The following is a 19571-nucleotide window of genomic DNA, read 5'->3' on the forward strand; positions in this document are numbered from 1 at the left end:
TCCGTTTCCTTTTTGACCATACAGCAGGTTATTCTGTGGATCTTACACCAGATAGGTTCCTTCTTAACGTGGCTGTGACAAAATAGCGGTTTTGCCAGGATCGCGGAGTAGCAGATGCAGGATCGCAATTTCGATGACATCGCGGAGAAGTTTTCCCGCAATATCTATGGCACGACGAAAGGGCAGCTACGTCAGGCGATCCTGTGGCAGGATCTTGACGCGCTGCTGGCGACCTTTGGCCCACGGCCGCTGCGTATTCTCGATGCTGGTGGCGGAGAGGGGCAGACGGCCATCCGGCTGGCGAAGCTCGGTCATCACGTCACCCTGTGCGATCTGTCGGGTGAGATGGTTGCCCGGGCCAGCGCGGCGGCGGAGGCGGAAGGTGTGATCGACAACATGCATTTTATCCACTGCGCCGCTCAGGACATTGCCCAGCACTTGGAATCGCCGGTCGATCTGATATTGTTCCATGCCGTGCTGGAGTGGGTCGCCGAGCCGGTTGCCGTACTGCAAACCCTCTGGTCGGCGCTGCGTCACGGCGGCGCGCTGTCGCTGATGTTTTACAATGCCAACGGCCTGCTGATGCGGAACGTGCTGGTCGGCAATTTTGGCTATGTGCAGCAGGGCATGTACAAAAAGAAACGGCGGACGCTTTCACCGGACTTTCCGCGCGATCCGCAGCAGGTTTACGGCTGGCTCGAAGAGATGGGCTGGCAGATCACCGGTAAAACCGGTATCAGAGTTTTTCACGATTATCTGCGCGATAAGCAAAAACAGCATGACTGTTTTGCTGCACTCGTGGAGCTGGAGACGCGTTACTGCCGTCAGGAGCCCTACCTGAGCCTGGGCCGCTATATACACGTTACCGCGCAGAAGCCGCAGGTAGATACAAGGATTAACGATGAGTGAATTTTCCCAGACAGTCCCCGAACTGGTTGCCTGGGCCAGAAAAAATGATTTCTCGATCGCGCTGCCGGTGGACAGACTCTCCTTTTTGCTGGCTGTCGCCACCCTCAACGGCGAGCGACTCGATGGCGAGATGAGCGAAGGGGAGCTGATTGACGCGTTTCGTCACGTCAGCGAGGCGTTTGAGCAGACCAGCGAAACCATCGGCGTGCGCGCCAATAACGCCATCAACGATATGGTGCGCCAGCGCCTGCTGAACCGCTTTACCAGCGAGCAGGCCGAGGGGAACGCCATCTACCGTTTGACGCCTCTGGGGATCGGCATCACGGACTACTACATCCGTCAGCGCGAGTTCTCTACGCTGCGCCTCTCGATGCAGCTCTCTATTGTTGCCAGCGAACTGAAACGCGCGGCTGACGCGGCGGCGGAAGGCGGAGACGAGTTCCACTGGCATCGTCACGTCTATGCCCCGCTCAAGTACTCCGTTGCGGAGATTTTCGACAGCATTGATTTGACCCAGCGGATTATGGACGAGCAGCAGCAGCTGGTGAAAGATGACATCGCCCAGCTGCTGAACAAAGACTGGCGGGCGGCGATCTCCAGCTGTGAGCTTCTGCTGTCGGAAACCTCAGGTACCCTGCGTGAGCTGCAGGATACGCTGGAGGCGGCGGGGGATAAGCTGCAGGCCAACCTGCTGCGCATCCAGGATGCGACCCTTGCCCATAACGATCTCGAGTTCGTCGACCGGTTGGTGTTCGATCTGCAAAGCAAGCTGGACCGCATCATCAGCTGGGGTCAGCAGGCAATCGATCTGTGGATCGGCTACGACCGCCATGTGCATAAGTTTATCCGTACCGCCATCGATATGGATAAAAACCGCGTCTTTGCCCAGCGCCTGCGCCAGTCGGTGCAGTCTTACTTCGATGCCCCATGGGCACTGACCTACGCCAGCGCCGATCGTCTGCTGGATATGCGCGACGAAGAGATGACGCTGCGCGATGAAGAGGTCACCGGCGAACTGCCACCGGATCTCGAATTTGAAGAGTTTAACGAAATTCGCGAGCAGCTTGCCGCCATGATTGAAGCGCAGCTGGCGGTATATAAAACCAGAGAAGTGCCACTGGATCTCGGTCTCGTAGTGCGCGAATATCTGGCGCAATATCCGCGGGCGCGTCACTTTGACGTTGCGCGAATTGTGGTTGATCAGGCGGTACGCCTCGGCGTAGCGCAGGGCGATTTCACCGGGTTGCCAGCAAAATGGCAGCCAATTAATGATTACGGAGCCAGGGTACAGGCGCATGTCATTGACAAATATTGAACAAGTGATGCCAGTCAAGCTGGCGCAGGCGTTGGCTAACCCGTTGTTCCCGGCGCTGGACAGTCAGCTGCGCGCCGGTCGCCACATTGGTCTTGATGAGCTGGACAATCACGCATTTTTGATGGACTTCCAGGAGTATCTGGAGGAGTTTTACGCCCGCTATAACGTGGAGCTGATCCGCGCGCCAGAAGGGTTTTTCTACCTGCGCCCGCGCTCCACGACGCTGATCCCGCGCTCGGTGCTTTCAGAGCTGGATATGATGGTCGGCAAGATCCTCTGCTACCTCTATCTTAGCCCGGAGCGCCTGGCCAACGAGGGCATCTTTACCCAGCAGGAGCTCTACGACGAGCTGCTGGCGCTGGCAGATGAGAGCAAGCTGCTGAAGCTGGTTAACAACCGCTCCACCGGCTCTGACGTCGATCGCCAGAAATTACAGGAGAAGGTGCGCTCCTCTCTGAACCGTCTGCGCCGCCTGGGCATGGTCTGGTTTATGGGGAACGACAGCAGCAAATTCCGCATCACCGAGTCGGTGTTCCGCTTCGGCGCTGACGTGCGCGGCGGCGACGATCTGCGTGAAGCACAGCTGCGCATGATCCGCGACGGCGAGGCCATGCCGATAGAGAACAACCTGCAGCTCAATGATGAGCAAGATGAGAACCAGCCGGACAGTGCGGAGGAAGAGTCATGATCGATCGCGGTAAATTTCGCTCGCTAACGCTGATAAACTGGAACGGCTTTTTTGCCCGCACCTTTGACCTTGACGAGCTGGTTACGACGCTGTCAGGCGGTAACGGGGCCGGTAAATCCACCACCATGGCGGCGTTTGTCACGGCGCTGATCCCGGATTTAACCCTGCTGCACTTCCGTAACACCACCGAAGCAGGGGCCACCAGCGGCTCGCGCGATAAGGGTCTGCACGGCAAGCTGAAGGCGGGCGTCTGTTACTCGGTGCTGGACGTGATCAACTCGCGCAACCAGCGCGTGGTGGTAGGCGTACGCCTGCAGCAGGTCGCCGGGCGCGATCGCAAAGTCGATATTAAACCCTTTGCGATTCAGGGCCTGCCGACCAGCATTCAACCGACTCAGCTGCTGACCGAGACGCTCAACGAGCGCCAGGCGCGGGTGCTGAGCCTGACCGAGCTGAAAGAGAAGCTGGACGAGATCGAAGGCGTTCAGTTCAAGCAGTTCAACTCAATTATCGATTACCACGCCCTGATGTTCGATCTGGGCATCGTGGCGCGTCGCCTGCGCTCCGCCTCGGATCGCAGCAAGTTCTACCGTCTGATTGAGGCCTCGCTCTACGGCGGGATCTCCAGCGCCATTACCCGCTCGCTGCGTGACTACCTGCTGCCGGAAAACGGCGGGGTACGGAAGGCATTCCAGGATATGGAAGCCGCGCTGCGGGAGAACCGTATGACCCTGGAGGCGATCCGCGTCACCCAGTCGGACAGGGATCTCTTCAAGCACCTGATCAGCGAAGCCACCAACTACGTGGCCTCGGACTACATGCGCCACGCCAACGAGCGTCGGGTGCATCTCGATCAGGCCCTGGCCTTCCGTCGGGATCTCTTTACCTCCCGGTCGCAGCTGGCTGCCGAGCAGTATAAACACGTTGAGATGGCGCGGGAGCTGCATGAGCACACTGGGGCGGAGGGCGATCTCGAAGCGGATCACCAGGCCGCCAGCGACCACCTGAACCTGGTGCAAACCGCGCTGCGTCAGCAGGAAAAAATTGAGCGCTATGAAGCGGATCTCGACGAACTGCAAATCCGTCTGGAGGAGCAGAACGAGGTGGTGGCAGAAGCCGCCGACCGCCATGAAGAGAACGAGGCCCGGGCGGAAGCCGCCGAGCTGGAGGTGGATGAGCTGAAGAGCCAGCTTGCCAACTATCAGCAGGCGCTCGACGTGCAGCAGACGCGTGCCATCCAGTATAACCAGGCGCTGGCCGCGCTGGAGCGCGCTCAGGCCCTGTGCCACATTCCGGATCTGACGCCGGAGAGCGCCCAGCAGTGGCAGGAGACCTTCCAGGCCAAAGAGCAGGAAGCCACTGAGAAGCTGCTCTCGCTGGAGCAGAAGATGAGCGTGGCCCAGACCGCGCACAGCCAGTTTGAGCAGGCGTATCAGCTGGTGGCGGCCATTAACGGTCCGCTCGCGCGCAGCGAGGCCTGGAGCGTCGCCCGGGAGCTGCTGCGTGACGCCGTTAACCAGCGCCACCTGGCAGACCAGGTGCAGCCGCTGCGGATGCGTCTTAACGAGCTGGAGCAGCGCCTGCGCGAGCAGCAGGAGGCCGAGCGTCTGCTGGCCGAGTTCTGCAAGCGTCACAACAAGCGCGTCGACGCCGATGAGCTGGAGGCCCTGCACCAGCAGCTGGAGGCGCAGATTGCCGCCCTCTCTGAGACCGTTGCCAACGCCGGTGAGCAGCGCATGGCCCTGCGTCAGGAGCTGGAGCAGCTGCAGGCACGTATTCAGCGCCTGCTGAAGCGTGCCCCGGTCTGGCTGGCCGCGCAGAACAGCCTCAACCAGCTCTGCGAGCAGAGCGGGCAAGAGTTTGAATCAAGCCAGGACGTAACCGAGTTCCTGCAACAGCTGCTGGAGCGCGAGCGCGAAGCCATTGTTGAGCGTGACGAAATCGGTGCCCGCAAGCAGGCGGTAGACGACGAGATCGAGCGTCTGAGCCAGCCGGGCGGGGCAGAAGATGCCCGTCTCAACGCTCTGGCGGAACGTTTCGGCGGCGTGCTGCTCTCTGAAATCTACGATGATGTCAGCCTTGACGATGCGCCGTACTACTCGGCGCTGTATGGCCCATCCCGTCACGCTATCGTGGTGCCGGATCTCTCTCTGATCGCCGAGCAGCTGGAAGGATTAACCGACTGCCCGGAAGATCTCTACCTGATTGAAGGGGATCCGCAGTCCTTTGACGACAGCGTCTTTGCTGCCGACGAGCTGGAAAAAGCGGTGATCGTCAAGGTCGCCGATCGCCAGTGGCGCTACTCTCGCTTTCCGTCGCTGCCGCTGTTTGGTCGTGCCGCCCGCGAAAGCCGTATTGAGAGCCTGCACGCCGAGCGTGAAACCCTGGCAGAGCGCTTCGCCACGCTGTCGTTTGATGTCCAGAAGACCCAGCGTCTGCATCAGGCCTTCAGCCGCTTTATCGGTAGCCATCTGGCAGTCGCCTTTGAGGACGATCCGGAAGCCGAGATCCGTACCCTGACCAGTCGTCGGGGCGAGCTTGAGCGCGCCATCAGCGCTCACGAGAGCGACAACCAGCAGAGCCGTGCCCAGTACGATCAGGCCAAGGAGGGCGTCAGCGCCCTTAACCGCCTGCTGCCGCGCATCAACCTGCTGAGCGACGATACCCTGGCCGACCGCGTGGATGAGATCCGCGAGCGCCTTGACGAAGCCCAGGAAGCGGCACGCTTTATCCAGCAGTTCGGTAACCAGCTGGCGAAGCTGGAGCCGGTGGTCTCGGTGCTGCAGAGCGACCCGGAGCAGTTTGAACAGCTAAAAGAGGACTATGCTTACTCGCAGCAGGTGCAGCGTGAAGCGCGCCAGCAGGCGTTTGCCCTCACCGAGGTGGTGCAGCGCCGCGCCCACTTTAGCTATAGCGATTCCGCCGCGATGCTCACCGGCAACAGCGATCTTAACGAGAAGCTGCGCCAGCGTCTGGAGCAGGCGGAGAGCGAACGCGCCCGCGCCCGTGAGGCGATGCGCAGCCACGCCGCCCAGCTTAGCCAGTACGGCCAAGTGCAGGCATCGCTGAAAAGCTCTTATGACACCAAAAAAGAGCTGCTGAACGATCTGCATAAAGAGCTGCAGGAGATTGGCGTGCGGGCAGACAGCGGCTCGGAAGAGCGGGCGCGCATTCGTCGGGATGAGCTTTATGCCCAGCTCTCCGGCAACCGCGCGCGTCGCAACCAGCTCGAGAAAGCCCTGACCTTCTGCGAAGCGGAGATGGATAACCTGACCCGCAAGCTCAAGCGGCTTGAGCGTGACTACTACGAGAAGCGCGAGCAGGTGGTGACGGCCAAAGCGGGCTGGTGCGCGGTGATGCGGATGGTGAAAGATAACGGCGTTGAGCGTCGTCTGCACCGTCGCGAGCTGGCCTATCTCTCTGCCGATGAGCTGCGCTCGATGTCGGATAAGGCGCTGGGTGCGCTGCGTCTGGCGGTGGCGGATAACGAACACCTGCGCGACGTGCTGCGCATGTCCGAAGATCCGAAGCGCCCCGAGCGTAAGATCCAGTTCTTTGTCGCAGTCTACCAGCATCTGCGCGAGCGTATCCGTCAGGATATTATTCGCACCGACGATCCGGTTGAAGCGATTGAGCAGATGGAGATCGAGCTGGGCCGTCTGACGGAAGAGCTGACCTCCCGCGAGCAGAAGCTGGCGATCAGCTCCCGCAGTGCGGCAAACATCATTCGTAAAACCATCCAGCGCGAGCAGAACCGTATCCGCCAGCTCAACCAGGGGCTACAGAGCGTCTCCTTTGGTCAGGTGAACAGCGTACGTCTGAACGTGAACGTGCGGGAGACCCACGCTACGCTGCTGGACGTGCTCTCCGAGCAGCACGAACAGCATCAGGATCTCTTTAACAGCAACCGTCTGACCTTCTCGGAAGCGCTGGCGAAACTCTATCAGCGCCTGAACCCGCAGATTGATATGGGCCAGCGTACGCCGCAGACCATCGGTGAAGAGCTGCTCGACTACCGTAACTATCTGGAGATGGAGGTCGAGGTTAACCGTGGATCCGACGGCTGGCTGCGTGCCGAGTCCGGCGCGCTCTCTACCGGGGAGGCGATCGGTACCGGGATGTCGATTCTGGTGATGGTGGTGCAGAGCTGGGAAGACGAAGCCCGTCGTCTGCGTGGGAAAGATATCTCTCCATGCCGCCTGCTGTTCCTCGATGAGGCCGCCCGTCTTGATGCCCGCTCTATCGCCACGCTGTTTGAGCTGTGCGAGCGGCTGGAGATGCAGCTGATTATCGCTGCGCCTGAAAACATCAGTCCGGAGAAAGGTACCACCTATAAGCTGGTGCGTAAGGTGTTCAACAATCAAGAGCACGTGCACGTGGTGGGCCTGCGCGGCTTTGCCCCGCAGCTGCCTGAGCCGCTGCCCGGCACGGCGGATGCCAGCGTAACCTGACGGTTAATCGAGCAAAAGGGCGGCAGCATAGCCGCCCTTTTTTATTGCCTGCTGGCCCAACCAGCACCAGATCAATCTTTAATCTTCTTTACATTTTGCCGGGCAAATGTATTTTTGTCTTTATATACTCATAGAACCAGACGGATTAATCGATTCGTTTTTAAACAGGGGGCAAGGGATGTTGCTGAAGAAAAAAGAGAGTCGTCGGGTATCCGCGTTGAGTTTGTGCGTGGCCCTCACGTTTGCTCCGCTGTTTAACGCTATGGCCGATGAGCCAGAAGTTATTCCAACCGACAGCTCTGCCAGCATGGGCGTACAGCCTACGGCGCTGGCCGAGCCGCTGGTGCAGTCCCACGCTACCGCGGTGCTGGCGGGCGTAGAGGCGCTGGCCGATGCTGGCCTGATGGCCAAAACCCGTGCTGAAATCCAGGCTCAGCTGCCGGCAGGCTATACCCCGGTCTATATGAACCAGCTCGTTGCGCTCTATGCCGCCCGCGAGCAAAAAGCCATGTGGGACGATCGCGAGGCGGTTAAAGCGTTTCAGCAACAGCTGGCCGAGGTGGCAATCGCCGGTTTCCAGCCCCAGTTCACGAAATGGGTAGAGCTGCTGACCGATCCTGCTGTAACCGGTCAGGCCCGGGACGTGGTGCTTTCTGATGCCATGCTGGGCTACCTGCACTTCATCGCTGGTATTCCCGTTAAGGGCAATAGCTGGCTCTATAGCGCCAAACCCTATCAGCTGGCGACGCCGCCGCTGACGGTGATTAACCAGTGGCAGATGGCGCTGGATAACGGCCATCTGACCCCCTTTGTTGCCAGCCTTGCACCGCAGCATGACCAGTACTCTTTGATGCACACGTCGCTGCTGAAGCTAGTGAGTGATACTCAGCCGTGGCCGACGCTAAAGAGCACCGCCACGCTGCGTCCGGGACAGTGGAGCAACGATATTCCCGCCCTGCGCGAGATCCTCTCCCGCACGGGGATGCTGGATAACGCCGAGAACATCGTTCTGCCGGGGGATAAACCTAAAAAGGCGAAGTCTGCGCGCGGCGGCACCTACGATCCCGAGCTGGTGGCGGCGGTGAAACGTTTCCAGACCTGGCAGGGGCTGGGGAGCGATGGCTCTATCGGTCAGTCCACCCGCGACTGGCTTAATGTGACCCCCGCCCAGCGCGCAGGGGTGTTGGCTCTTAACATTCAGCGTCTGCGCCTGCTGCCGGGCACGATCTCTACCGGCATTATGGTTAACATTCCGGCTTACTCGCTGGTCTATTATCAGCAGGGTAACGAGGTGCTGGCCTCGCGGGTGATCGTCGGTCGTCCCGACCGTAAAACGCCGATGATGAGCAGCGCGCTCAATAACGTGGTGGTCAATCCGCCGTGGAACGTCCCGCCGACCCTGGCGCGCAAGGACATTCTGCCGAAGGTGTGGAACGATCCCGGCTATCTGGAGCGACATAACTATGTTGTGCTGCGCGGCTGGAACAGCAAAGAGACGATCGATCCGTGGCGGGTCGACTGGGGCACCATCACGCCGTCTAATCTGCCATTCCGCTTCCAGCAGGCTCCGGGCGCGCATAACTCCCTGGGCCGCTACAAGTTCAATATGCCCAGCTCGGATGCTATCTACCTGCATGATACGCCGAACCATACTCTGTTCCAGAAGAACGAGCGTGCGCTCAGCTCCGGCTGCGTTCGCGTGAATAAATCCTCCGAGCTGGCCAGCATGCTGCTGCAGGACGCAGGCTGGAACGATACGCGCATCTCTGACGCACTGCAGGAAGGAAACACGCGCTACGTGAATATTCGCCAGAATATTCCGGTGAACCTCTACTACCTGACCGCCTTCGTCGGCAGCGACGGGCGTACCCAGTATCGTACAGATATTTACAATTACGATCTGACCGCCCGTTCAAGCGCTGACGTTTTGCCGAAGGCGGAACAATTAATCAAATAAATGAAGTAGTTCAGATTAATCCATTCCCCAAATCACTGGTAAAAACGGGCTCTCCAGGCTACGCGGCCCGTCTTTACCACGCTTGACCTTCCTTGACGTAAGAATTTTTGCCCGGTAAGTTGCTTTTTCACGCGCCAGAAGTGCATTAATTAAGCAACCTTTTTACCTGTAGACCTGATTATCATGGATAAATTTGACGCTAATCGCCGCAAACTGCTGGCGTTAGGTGGCATTGCACTCGGTGCAGCCATCCTGCCAACGCCTGCGTTCGCTACCCTCTCTACGCCACGCCCACGGATCCTGACCCTCAGTAATTTACATACCGGAGAGTCAATCAAAACCGAGTTTTTTGACGGCAAGGGCTATATTCAGGATGAATTAGCTAAACTTAACCACTTTTTCCGCGACTATCGCGCCAATAAAGTGACGTCCATTGACCCTAAGCTTTTCGACCAGATCTACCGCCTGCAGGGCCTGCTCGGCACGCGTAAACCGGTTCAGCTTATCTCTGGCTATCGCTCTGTCGATACCAACAATGAGCTTCGCGCCCACAGCAGCGGCGTCGCCAAGCACAGCTACCACACTAAAGGCCAGGCAATGGATTTCCATATTGAAGGCCTCGCATTAAGCAATATTCGCAAAGCTGCGTTATCTATGGGAGCAGGTGGTGTAGGATATTACCCGCGCAGCAACTTTGTACATATTGATACCGGGCCGGTTCGGCACTGGTAACAGGGCTTAATGAAAAGGAGCAGTATGAACTATCGTCTTATTCCGGTTACCGCGTTTTCCCAGAACTGTTCTCTGATCTGGTGTGAGGAGACGCGTCAGGCCGCGCTGGTGGATCCCGGTGGTGATGCCGAGCGTATCAAAGAGGTGGTTGCCGCCTCTGACGTTACGCTGACGCAGATTTTGCTCACCCACGGTCATCTCGATCACGTGGGAGCCGCCGCCGAGCTGGCGCAACACTACGGTGTGCCTATTGTCGGCCCGGAAAAAGAGGATGAGTTCTGGCTGACGGGGCTTCCTGCCCAAAGCCGTATGTTTGGCCTGGAGGAGTGTCAGCCTCTGACGCCCGACCGCTGGCTGGATGAGGGCGAGAGCGTGAGCGTCGGCAATGTAACGCTGGCGGTGCTGCACTGCCCGGGCCATACGCCTGGCCACATTGTCTTCTTTGATGCACAGTCGCGCCTGCTGGTCTCTGGGGATGTGATCTTCAAGGGCGGGGTAGGGCGCAGCGATTTTCCGCGCGGCGATCACGGTCAGCTGATCGACTCTATCAAGCGCAAGCTGCTGCCCCTGGGCGACGACGTGACCTTTATTCCCGGTCACGGGCCGATGTCGACCCTGGGCGAAGAGCGACTGCACAACCCGTTTTTGCAGGACGAGCAGCCGATCTGGTAGTTCGTCCCATAAAAAAGGGTCGCTTCGGCGACCCTTTTTTTTTGCGCTACGCTTACAGCACGGCGACGATAGCTTCACACAGCGGAGCCATATTGTCCGGGGTCATGCCCGCCACGTTAACGCGACCGGATGCCACCGCATAGACGCCAAACTCTTCGCGCAGACGCTGAACCTGCTCTTTGGTCAGGCCGCTGAACGAGAACATGCCGTTCTGCTTAATGATAAAGCTGAAGTCACGGTTAGCCCCTTTCTCCTGTAGCGTATTAACAAACAGCAGACGCATGCGCTGAATGCGCTGGCGCATATCGGTCAGCTCTTGCTCCCAGATGGCGCGCAGGGCGTCATTGCTGAGAATGGTGGCGACGACAGATGCACCGTGCGCAGGCGGGTTGGAGTAGTTGGCTCGGATCACGGACTTCAGCTGGCTGAAGGCGCGATCGGCTGTGTCCGCATCGGCAGTCACCAGGGTGCAGGCCCCGACGCGCTCGTTATACAGACCAAAGTTTTTCGAATAGGAGCTGGCAACGATCAGCTCCTTATGCAGCGCGGCAAAGGCGCGCAGTCCTTCAGCATCCTCCTCCAGACCACGGGCAAAGCCCTGATAGGCGAAGTCAAACAGCGGCAGCCAGCCCTTCTCAACGGAGAGCTGCGCCAGGGTCTGCCACTGATCCAGGGTTGGATCGATGCCGGTTGGGTTGTGGCAGCAGCCGTGGAACAGCACTACGTCACCCGCCTGGGCGTCGTTGAGGCTAGCCAGCAGGCCGTCAAAGTCCAGCGTATGGTTAGCCGCGTCATAGTAAGCATATTCGCGCACCTCCAGCCCGGCTGCATTAAACACGCCTTTATGGTTCGGCCAGCTTGGGTTGCTCACCCAGATGCGCTTAGCGTCGGTGTTTTTCGCCAGGAAGTCTGCCGCTACGCGCAGCGCGCCGGTGCCGCCCGGGGTCTGCGCCGTACGGGCGCGCTTGTCGTTAATGACCGCATTGCCTTTGCCAAACAGCAACTCCTGAGTGCAGCGGCCAAACTCCGGGATCCCGTCGATGCCGAGATAGTTCTTCGTCGTCTCGTTCTCCAGCAGATACTGCTCGGCTTTCTTCACGCTGGTCAGCACCGGCGTTTTACCGGTTTCATCTTTATAGACGCCGATGCCAAGGTTAATTTTTGTCGGACGTTGGTCGGCACGAAACAGATCGGCTAACCCCAGAATAGGGTCAGCAGGGGCTGCAGTAATATTCTCAAACATGACGAGGTTCCATTTTGATGACAGAAGGGCGTTGCGTATCAGGGTAACGGGAGATTTATCAATTGCCAACCGTTTGCGACAAAAAGAAACAGAGTGTGACCGCAAGCAGCGTTGACGGGCTTTTCAGGCATAAAAAAACAGGGCCGTAGCCCTGTTTTTATCAGCATATAACGAGGAGGTCGTGCAATTAGAACTGGTAAGTTACCGCTACAGCAACCTGGTCGTCTTTGCCGTTGACGATGCCAACGTTGCGGCTGTAGTCGCTGTCGTCGATCAGGTTCAGCTGGTAGTCAACCCAGATGTTGAAGTTTTTGTTGAAGTAGTAAGTAGCACCAATTTCAACAAACTTCTGCAGGTCTTCGCTGCCGCCGCCGAACGCGCCGTCGGTAGTTGCTGCCAGGTCTTTACCGCGAGACTGCACGTAGGCCAGGGACGGACGCAGACCGAAGTCGAACTGGTACTGAGCGATGGCTTCGAAGTTCTGCGTTTTGTTAGCAAAGGTGCCGTCCGCTTCACGGGTAGTGTTGCGGGTTTCAGCGTAGGTGGTCGCCAGGTAGATGTTGTTGGCGTCATATTTCACACCCACACCCCAGGTTTCCGCACGGCTACCGCGGGCGCTGCCACGAGTGATGTCGCCAGCGGCGTTACGCAGGTTCAGGCCTTCCTGGTTGTTAGTACGGTCAGCGTTGGAGTAAGCACCGATTACACTGAAGCCTTCTGCGAAGTCATAACCCAGAGAGTAACCTACGCCGTCGCCGTTAGAGGTCAGCGGGTTAGCACGGTCGTTTTTACCCTGGTACTGCAGGCCGAAGTTCAGGCCATCAGCCAGACCGAAGAAGTTGGAGTTACGGTAAGTCGCAACGCCAGAGGTACGGCCGGTCATGAAGTTGTCAGCGTAGTTCGCCCAGGTCATACCGGAGAAGGACGGTGCCATATCGGTGTAAGCGTCAACGTCGTACGCGATACCGTAGTTACGGCCGTAGTCGATGGAGCCTGCGTCAGCAATTTTCAGGCCGGCAAATGCCAGACGAGTACGCTGGGACTGGCCGCCGCTCTCTTCGCCGCTTGCCAGTGCACGGTATTCCCACTGGCCGTAACCGGTCAGCTGGTCGTTGATCTGAGTTTCGCCTTTGAAGCCAATCTGAGCATAGGTGCTGTCGTTGCTGCCGGTGTCATCACCAGAGGTTACGAAGTCATGCTCACCTACAACTTTACCGTACAGGTCTAATTTGTTACCGGCTTTGTTATAGATTTCTGCAGCGTTTGCTGCACCGGCTACCAGCAGAGCAGGGATAACCACTGCCAGAATATTGCGCTTCATCATTATTTATTACCCTCATTAGGTTTTTTATAACACCTGCCACTGCCGTCAATGAATTCCGTCAATAAATATTTACGGAACTATTGCTGAGAGTTTGGTGTCTTTTTGTGTCTGAGAGCATCTTTCCATTCATAAAACCGTTTCGCTACCTTGAAAGTGCTACAAATGTCTTAAAGAGGTAACAAAAAGAAATAATGTGTAATAATTTGTGTATTTTAGGGAACTTTGTGAACCACTTCATGTTTCCAATAGAGTTGCTGATAAAAACAGCGGATCCATTCCTATATATATGAATTACTTATGTTTAATAGTGATATAGGATTAACTTATTCAGAAAAGGGGTGAGTGAGACATTTTCTCATCTCTGCGTTTAGACATCTGGATAGCTGTGCGTGTTTTATCCAAATGTGCTAAAGCCAAAAGAGAATTTTTTGTGCAAGTTTTAGTCAGTATGATTTTTGTACAAAATTATTTCTGAAAAATACGCTTACAGACGCTAACGGGGGAAGGGTTGATTAGGGGAATAACTCACGATTTGTTAACAAAAGTTGACAAGGGGAAGAGAAGAAGGGCCAGCATAGGCTGGCCCTGAGAGGATTAGAACGTAGCGTTACGCGGCGTGCGTGGGAACGGAATCACATCGCGAACGTTCTGAACGCCGGTCACGTAGGCAATCAGGCGTTCAAAGCCGAGGCCGAAACCGGCATGCGGTACGGTGCCGTAGCGACGCAGATCGCGATACCACCAGTAGTCCTCTTTATTGAGGCCCATCTCAGCCATACGCGCATCCAGCACGTCCAGACGCTCTTCACGCTGGGAGCCACCGATGATTTCACCGATGCCCGGTGCCAGGACGTCCATGGCCGCAACGGTTTTGCCGTCGTCGTTGAGACGCATATAGAACGCTTTGATCTCTTTCGGGTAGTTTTTCACGACCACTGGCGCTTTGAAGTGCTCTTCAGCCAGATAGCGCTCGTGCTCGGAGGAGAGATCCACACCCCAGTAGACCGGGTTCTCAAACTGCTTGCCGCAGTTTTCCAGAATAGTAACTGCGTCGGTGTAGTCTACCTGCGCGAAGTCCGCCTCGATAAAACGCTCCAGACGCGTCACCGCATCTTTATCTACGCGCTCGGCAAAGAACTTCATGTCGTCTGCACGTTCGGTCAGCACTGCTTTAAAGGCATACTTCAGCATCGCTTCCGCCAGCGCGGCGTTATCTTCCAGATCGGCGAAGGCGATCTCCGGCTCCAGCATCCAGAACTCAGCCAGGTGACGGCTGGTGTTGGAGTTCTCTGCACGGAAGGTCGGGCCAAAGGTGTAAATTTTTGACAGGGCGCAGGCGTAGGTTTCGCCGTTCAGCTGGCCGGAAACGGTCAGGAAGGACTCTTTGCCAAAGAAGTCTTTGTCGAAATCGACTTTGCCCTGGTCGTTGCGCGGCAGGTTTTCCAGATCCAGCGTAGAGACGCGGAACATCTCGCCAGCACCTTCGGTATCGGAGGCGGTGATCAGCGGGGTCGAGACCCAGAAGAAGCCCTGCTCATCAAAGAAGCGGTGCAGCGCCTGCGCCAGGGTGTGGCGTACGCGAGCCACCGCGCCGATCAGGTTGGTGCGCGGACGCAGGTGCGCCACTTCACGCAGGTACTCGATGCTGTGGCGCTTGGCCGCCATCGGGTAGGTATCCGGATCCTCGACCCAGCCGGTCACTTCAACGTGGCTTGCCTGGATCTCAAAGCTCTGGCCCTGGCCCGGAGAGGCAACAACCTTGCCGGTCACCACCACGGAGCAGCCGGTGGTCAGATGCAGGACTTCATCATTGTAATTGGGCAGAGAATTATTAATAACGGCCTGTACAGGATCAAAGCAGGAACCGTCATAGACGGCCAGGAAGGAGATGCCAGCTTTTGAATCTCGGCGGGTACGTACCCATCCGCGCACGGTGACTTCTTGGTCAACGGCGACGCGGCCCTGGAGTACGTCGGCTACAGGCACAACGCTCATAATATTCTCTCTGTTAATTGTCCGAAAAATACGTTTTCCACCCAAAGAGGGGGTTTGCCTATGTTACCTGGCGTGCGCCATCAGACAAGCAGAATTAACAGTAAGAAGGGAAGAAATAAGAAATTAATAAAGAAAAGGGAGCCGAAGCGGCTCCCTGCGTGGATTAGCTGGCTTTTTTCACCTGCGGCAGATCGAACGCCTCACGCAGCGCCCGGACAAAGGCTTTATCGTGACAGATGGTTTTACCCGGGCTGTCAGAGAGTTTTGCCACCGGTTTGCCGTTACACTCAACGAGCTTAATAACGATGTTCAGCGGCTTCACCTGCGGAATGTCGCAGGTCAGGCGCGTGCCGATGCCAAAGCTCAGATTCACCCGCGCGGAGAAGTGGCGGTAGAGATCCAGCGCTTTTTTCAGGTCGAGGTTGTCCGAGAACACCAGCACCTTACTGAGCGGATCGATCCCCAGCTTTTGATAGTGGGCAATCGCTTTTTCACCCCACTCAACCGGATCGCCCGAGTCGTGGCGCAGGCCCTGGTAGCGGGAGGCAAACTCTGGGCCAAAGTCGCGCAGGAAGGCGTCCATAGTAATGCAGTCGGTCAGGGCAATGCCCAGCTGATCGGGGTATTCGGTTAGCCAGGCGGCAAGGGCGGCGCGCTGGCTGGTGGCCAGCTCAGGACTGATCTGCTGGTGGGCCTGGAACCACTCGTGTGCCTGCGTCCCCATCGGGGTTAAGGTCAGGCGGCGAGCAAGATCGTAGTTGCTGGTGCCGACAAACCACGGCTCCTGCTGCAGGCGCTCAACGATAGCCTGCTGCACGTCGCGGGAGAAGCGGCGGCGGGTGCCGAAGTCCATCAGACGGAAGCGGGACATATCCAGTCCGGCGGTCATCTGCGAGAAATTCGCCAGCTTCTCTTCGAGGGTTGCCAGCGCTTCACTGACGCCCGCATCCGGCGAGCGGTAGCGGTGCACCACCTCGCTGATGACCGCCAGCAGCGGCACTTCCCACATGATCACCTCGCGCCATGGGCCGGCGAGGCGAATAGAGAGCTTGCCCTGGTCATTGGTAATAACAACCTGGCTTGGGTCATAGCGGAACGTCCGCAGCCAGTCGAGATAGTCGGCACGGAAGAAGGGCAGGCTGGAGAGCCACTGGTATTCATCATCCTGCAGGCGCAGATGCTGCATGGCATCGACCTGCTCGCGAATGGCATCCGCATAGATACCCAGCAGGTCATCGCCCCGGCAGCGAAACTCAGCCGACACGTGGACATCATGATATTGATGAAAAACCGCCTGCTGCATATGCAGCTTATAGGCATCGGTATCAAGCAGCGTTCGCAGAATAGGGTTCGCGAGTTGTGTCATGGTGCGCCGTAGCATCCTCTCACTGGAGCGTATCCATCAAAGCCAAAGCAGATAAAGACGCAGGAGTATACCTTGATTATCGGTTTAATGAACCTGGATCACAACACAACCGCGTAAGATGTACGAGGGCAATTTGTGCCTCTGTTATCAAAATGTAGCAAACAGGGCTTTTTGCCTTGAAAAGAGTGCGTTTCCGCGTAGCGCGAATGAGGCAACAGGAATAGACTGAGTCGTTACCCTAATGAGATGCTAAAGGTTTTTTATGACTCAACAGCCCCAAGCCAAATACCGCCACGACTACCGTGCGCCAGATTACCTGATTAGCGATATTGACCTGACTTTCGATCTTGATGCTGTTAAAACCGTCGTTACGGCTGAGAGCAGCGTCTCTCGCCATGGCGCAACGGCCGAGCCTTTACGTCTTAACGGCGAAGATTTGACTCTCGTCTCTCTCCACGTAGACGGGCAGCCGTGGTCTGATTACCAGATCGCTGAGAACGCGCTAGTGATCAATAACCTGCCGGATCGGTTTACCCTGCGCATCGTCAACGAGATTAGCCCGGCCACCAATACCGCGCTGGAAGGGCTCTACCAGTCAGGCGAAGCGCTCTGCACCCAGTGTGAAGCCGAAGGCTTCCGCCATATTACCTGGTACCTTGACCGTCCGGATGTGCTGGCGCGCTTTACCACTAAAATCATCGCCGATAAAAGCAAATACCCGTTCCTGCTCTCCAACGGTAACCGCGTAGGTGAGGGCGAGCTGGAGAACGGTCGTCACTGGGTACAGTGGCAGGATCCGTTCCCGAAACCCTGCTACCTGTTTGCGCTGGTGGCCGGTGATTTCGACGTGCTGCGCGATACCTATACCACCCGCTCCGGCCGCGAAGTGGCGCTGGAGCTGTTTGTCGATCGCGGTAACCTTGACCGCGCCCCGTGGGCGATGACCTCCCTGCAAAATTCCATGAAGTGGGATGAAGAGCGCTTTGGTCTTGAGTACGACCTCGACATCTATATGATCGTCGCAGTGGATTTCTTCAACATGGGGGCGATGGAGAACAAAGGCCTCAACGTCTTTAACTCCAAATACGTGCTGGCCCGCACCGACACCGCTACCGATAAAGACTACCTCGATATTGAGCGCGTGATTGGCCACGAGTACTTCCATAACTGGACCGGCAACCGCGTGACCTGCCGCGACTGGTTCCAGCTGAGCCTGAAAGAGGGGCTGACCGTGTTCCGCGATCAGGAGTTCAGCTCCGATCTCGGCTCCCGCGCGGTGAACCGCATCAGCAACGTGCGCACCATGCGTGGCCTGCAGTTTGCGGAAGATGCCAGCCCGATGGCGCACCCGATCCGTCCGGACAAAGTCATCGAGATGAACAACTTCTATACCCTGACGGTGTATGAGAAGGGATCAGAGGTGATCCGCATGCTGCATACCCTGCTGGGGGAAGAGAACTTCCAGCGCGGGATGCAGCTCTACTTTGAGCGCCACGACGGCAGTGCCGCCACCTGCGACGATTTCGTGCAGGCGATGGAAGACGCCTCCAACGTCGACCTCTCTCATTTCCGTCGCTGGTACAGCCAGTCTGGTACGCCGATTGTGAGCGTGCGCGACGACTACAACCCAGAGACCGAGCAGTACACCCTGACCATCAGCCAGCGCACGCCGCCGACGCCGGATCAGGAAGAGAAGCTGCCCCTGCACATTCCGTTTGATATTGAGCTGTACGACAACGAGGGCCAGGTTATCCCGCTGCAAAAAGAGGGACATCCGGTACACAACGTGCTCAACGTCACTCAGGAGGAGCAGACCTTTGTCTTTGATAAGGTCTACTTCCAGCCGGTGCCGTCTCTGCTGCGCGAGTTCTCCGCGCCGGTGAAGCTGGAGTATAAGTGGAGCGATCAGCAGCTGACGTTCCTGATGCGCCATGCGCGCAACGACTTCTCCCGCTGGGATGCGGCCCAGAGCCTGCTGACGACCTACATCAAGCTGAACGTCGCCCGCCACCAGCAGGGTCAGCCGCTGTCGCTGCCGCTGCACGTGGCCGATGCCTTCCGGGCGATCCTGCTGGATGCCGATATCGATCCGGCGCTGGCGGCAGAGATCCTGACCCTGCCTGGCGCAGGCGAAATGGCCGAGCTGTTCGACATCATCGATCCGGTGGCGATCGTTGCCGTCCGCGAGGCGCTGACCCGCACCCTGGCGACCGAGCTTTCCGACGAGTTCCTCGCGGTCTACAACGCGCATAAGCTCGATGCTTACCGGGTTGAACATGCGGATATCGGCAAGCGTTCGCTGCGCAACACCTGCCTGCGCTATCTGGCGTTTGCCGACGCGAAGCTGGGCGATGCCCTGGTTACTCAGCAGTATCACACCGCGGACAACATGACCGACGCGCTGGCGGCGCTCTCTGCCGCCGTCGCGGCGCAGCTGCCGTGCCGTGACGCGCTGATGCAGGAGTACGATGATAAGTGGCATCAGGACGGTCTGGTGATGGACAAGTGGTTTATCCTGCAAGCCACCAGCCCGGCCAGCAACGTGCTGGAGACGGTGCGCGGCCTGCTTAACCACCGCTCCTTTACGCTCAGCAACCCGAACCGCGTGCGCTCGCTGATTGGTGCATTCGCTGGCAGCAACCCGGCGGCGTTCCATGCTGAAGACGGCAGCGGCTACCGTTTCATGGTTGAGATGCTGACCGAGCTTAACAGCCGTAACCCACAGGTGGCGTCGCGTCTGATTGAGCCGCTGATCCGCCTGAAACGCTACGATGAAGGGCGTCAGACCCAGATGCGTGCCGCGCTGGAGCAATTGAAAGGGCTGGAAAACCTCTCTGGCGATCTCTACGAGAAGATTGCCAAGGCGCTGGCCTGATGTAAAAAAGCCCGGTGGCAGGTGGCCATCGGGCTGACGGTTTC

12 protein-coding genes are annotated in these 19571 nt (G+C 57.8%); 8 read left to right on the forward strand and 4 right to left on the reverse strand.

Annotated features, from left to right (window positions below):
• Positions 1-114: 114 nt before the first annotated feature.
• The 7 genes from cmoM (at position 115) to WFN61_RS02840 (ending at position 10724) form a co-directional block, all read left to right on the forward strand.
• Positions 115-909: a tRNA uridine 5-oxyacetic acid(34) methyltransferase CmoM gene (cmoM, locus tag WFN61_RS02810; RefSeq protein WP_257757110.1), complete on the forward strand. Its 795-nt coding sequence runs from the start codon at positions 115-117 to the stop codon at positions 907-909.
• The gene (gene mukF / locus WFN61_RS02815; protein ID WP_144812946.1) at positions 902-2224 is read left to right on the forward strand and encodes a chromosome partition protein MukF; all 1323 of its coding nucleotides are present in this window, start codon (positions 902-904) and stop codon (positions 2222-2224) included. The genes cmoM and mukF overlap by 8 nt, the downstream gene beginning before the upstream one ends.
• Entirely contained in the window at positions 2205-2912 is a 708-nt protein-coding gene (gene mukE, locus WFN61_RS02820; protein ID WP_144812944.1) for a chromosome partition protein MukE, read from the forward strand. Before mukF ends, mukE begins: the two co-directional genes overlap by 20 nt.
• Positions 2909-7363 carry a chromosome partition protein MukB gene (gene mukB, locus WFN61_RS02825; RefSeq protein ID WP_144812941.1) on the forward strand — a complete coding sequence of 1485 codons (4455 nt, stop codon included), beginning with the start codon at positions 2909-2911 and terminating at the stop codon, positions 7361-7363. The genes mukE and mukB overlap by 4 nt, the downstream gene beginning before the upstream one ends.
• A 178-nt stretch (positions 7364-7541) precedes the next feature.
• Positions 7542-9320 carry a L,D-transpeptidase gene (ldtD, locus tag WFN61_RS02830; protein WP_257757119.1) on the forward strand — a complete coding sequence of 593 codons (1779 nt, stop codon included), beginning with the start codon at positions 7542-7544 and terminating at the stop codon, positions 9318-9320.
• Between the two features lie 183 nt (positions 9321-9503).
• Complete coding sequence (locus tag WFN61_RS02835) at positions 9504-10052, forward strand: YcbK family protein (RefSeq protein ID WP_257757121.1); 549 nt, start codon at positions 9504-9506, stop codon at positions 10050-10052.
• A 24-nt stretch (positions 10053-10076) separates the two neighbouring features.
• Complete coding sequence (locus tag WFN61_RS02840) at positions 10077-10724, forward strand: MBL fold metallo-hydrolase (RefSeq protein WP_144812931.1); 648 nt, start codon at positions 10077-10079, stop codon at positions 10722-10724.
• A 52-nt stretch (positions 10725-10776) separates the two neighbouring features.
• Here the strand turns inward: WFN61_RS02840 and WFN61_RS02845 are convergent, their stop codons facing one another.
• From WFN61_RS02845 to pncB, 4 genes are all read right to left on the reverse strand, one after another.
• A complete protein-coding gene (locus WFN61_RS02845) occupies positions 10777-11967 on the reverse strand; it encodes an amino acid aminotransferase (protein ID WP_238084109.1) in 1191 nt (396 codons plus the stop codon).
• A gap of 187 nt (positions 11968-12154) precedes the next feature.
• Positions 12155-13291: a porin gene (locus WFN61_RS02850; protein ID WP_286172094.1), complete on the reverse strand. Its 1137-nt coding sequence runs from the start codon at positions 13289-13291 to the stop codon at positions 12155-12157.
• Positions 13292-13885: 594 nt separating this feature from the next.
• Positions 13886-15286, reverse strand: coding sequence for an asparagine--tRNA ligase (asnS, locus tag WFN61_RS02855; RefSeq protein WP_144812925.1), 1401 nt, complete (start codon positions 15284-15286; stop codon positions 13886-13888).
• A gap of 163 nt (positions 15287-15449) precedes the next feature.
• The gene (pncB, locus tag WFN61_RS02860) at positions 15450-16652 is read right to left on the reverse strand and encodes a nicotinate phosphoribosyltransferase (RefSeq protein WP_257757123.1); all 1203 of its coding nucleotides are present in this window, start codon (positions 16650-16652) and stop codon (positions 15450-15452) included.
• Positions 16653-16914: 262 nt separating this feature from the next.
• Between pncB and pepN the strand changes: the two genes are divergently transcribed.
• Entirely contained in the window at positions 16915-19527 is a 2613-nt protein-coding gene (pepN, locus tag WFN61_RS02865) for an aminopeptidase N (protein WP_312273294.1), read from the forward strand.
• Positions 19528-19571 lie beyond the last annotated feature (44 nt).

This window comes from Pseudescherichia sp. AS216, assembly GCF_037152055.1.
Lineage (GTDB): Bacteria > Pseudomonadota > Gammaproteobacteria > Enterobacterales > Enterobacteriaceae > Pseudescherichia.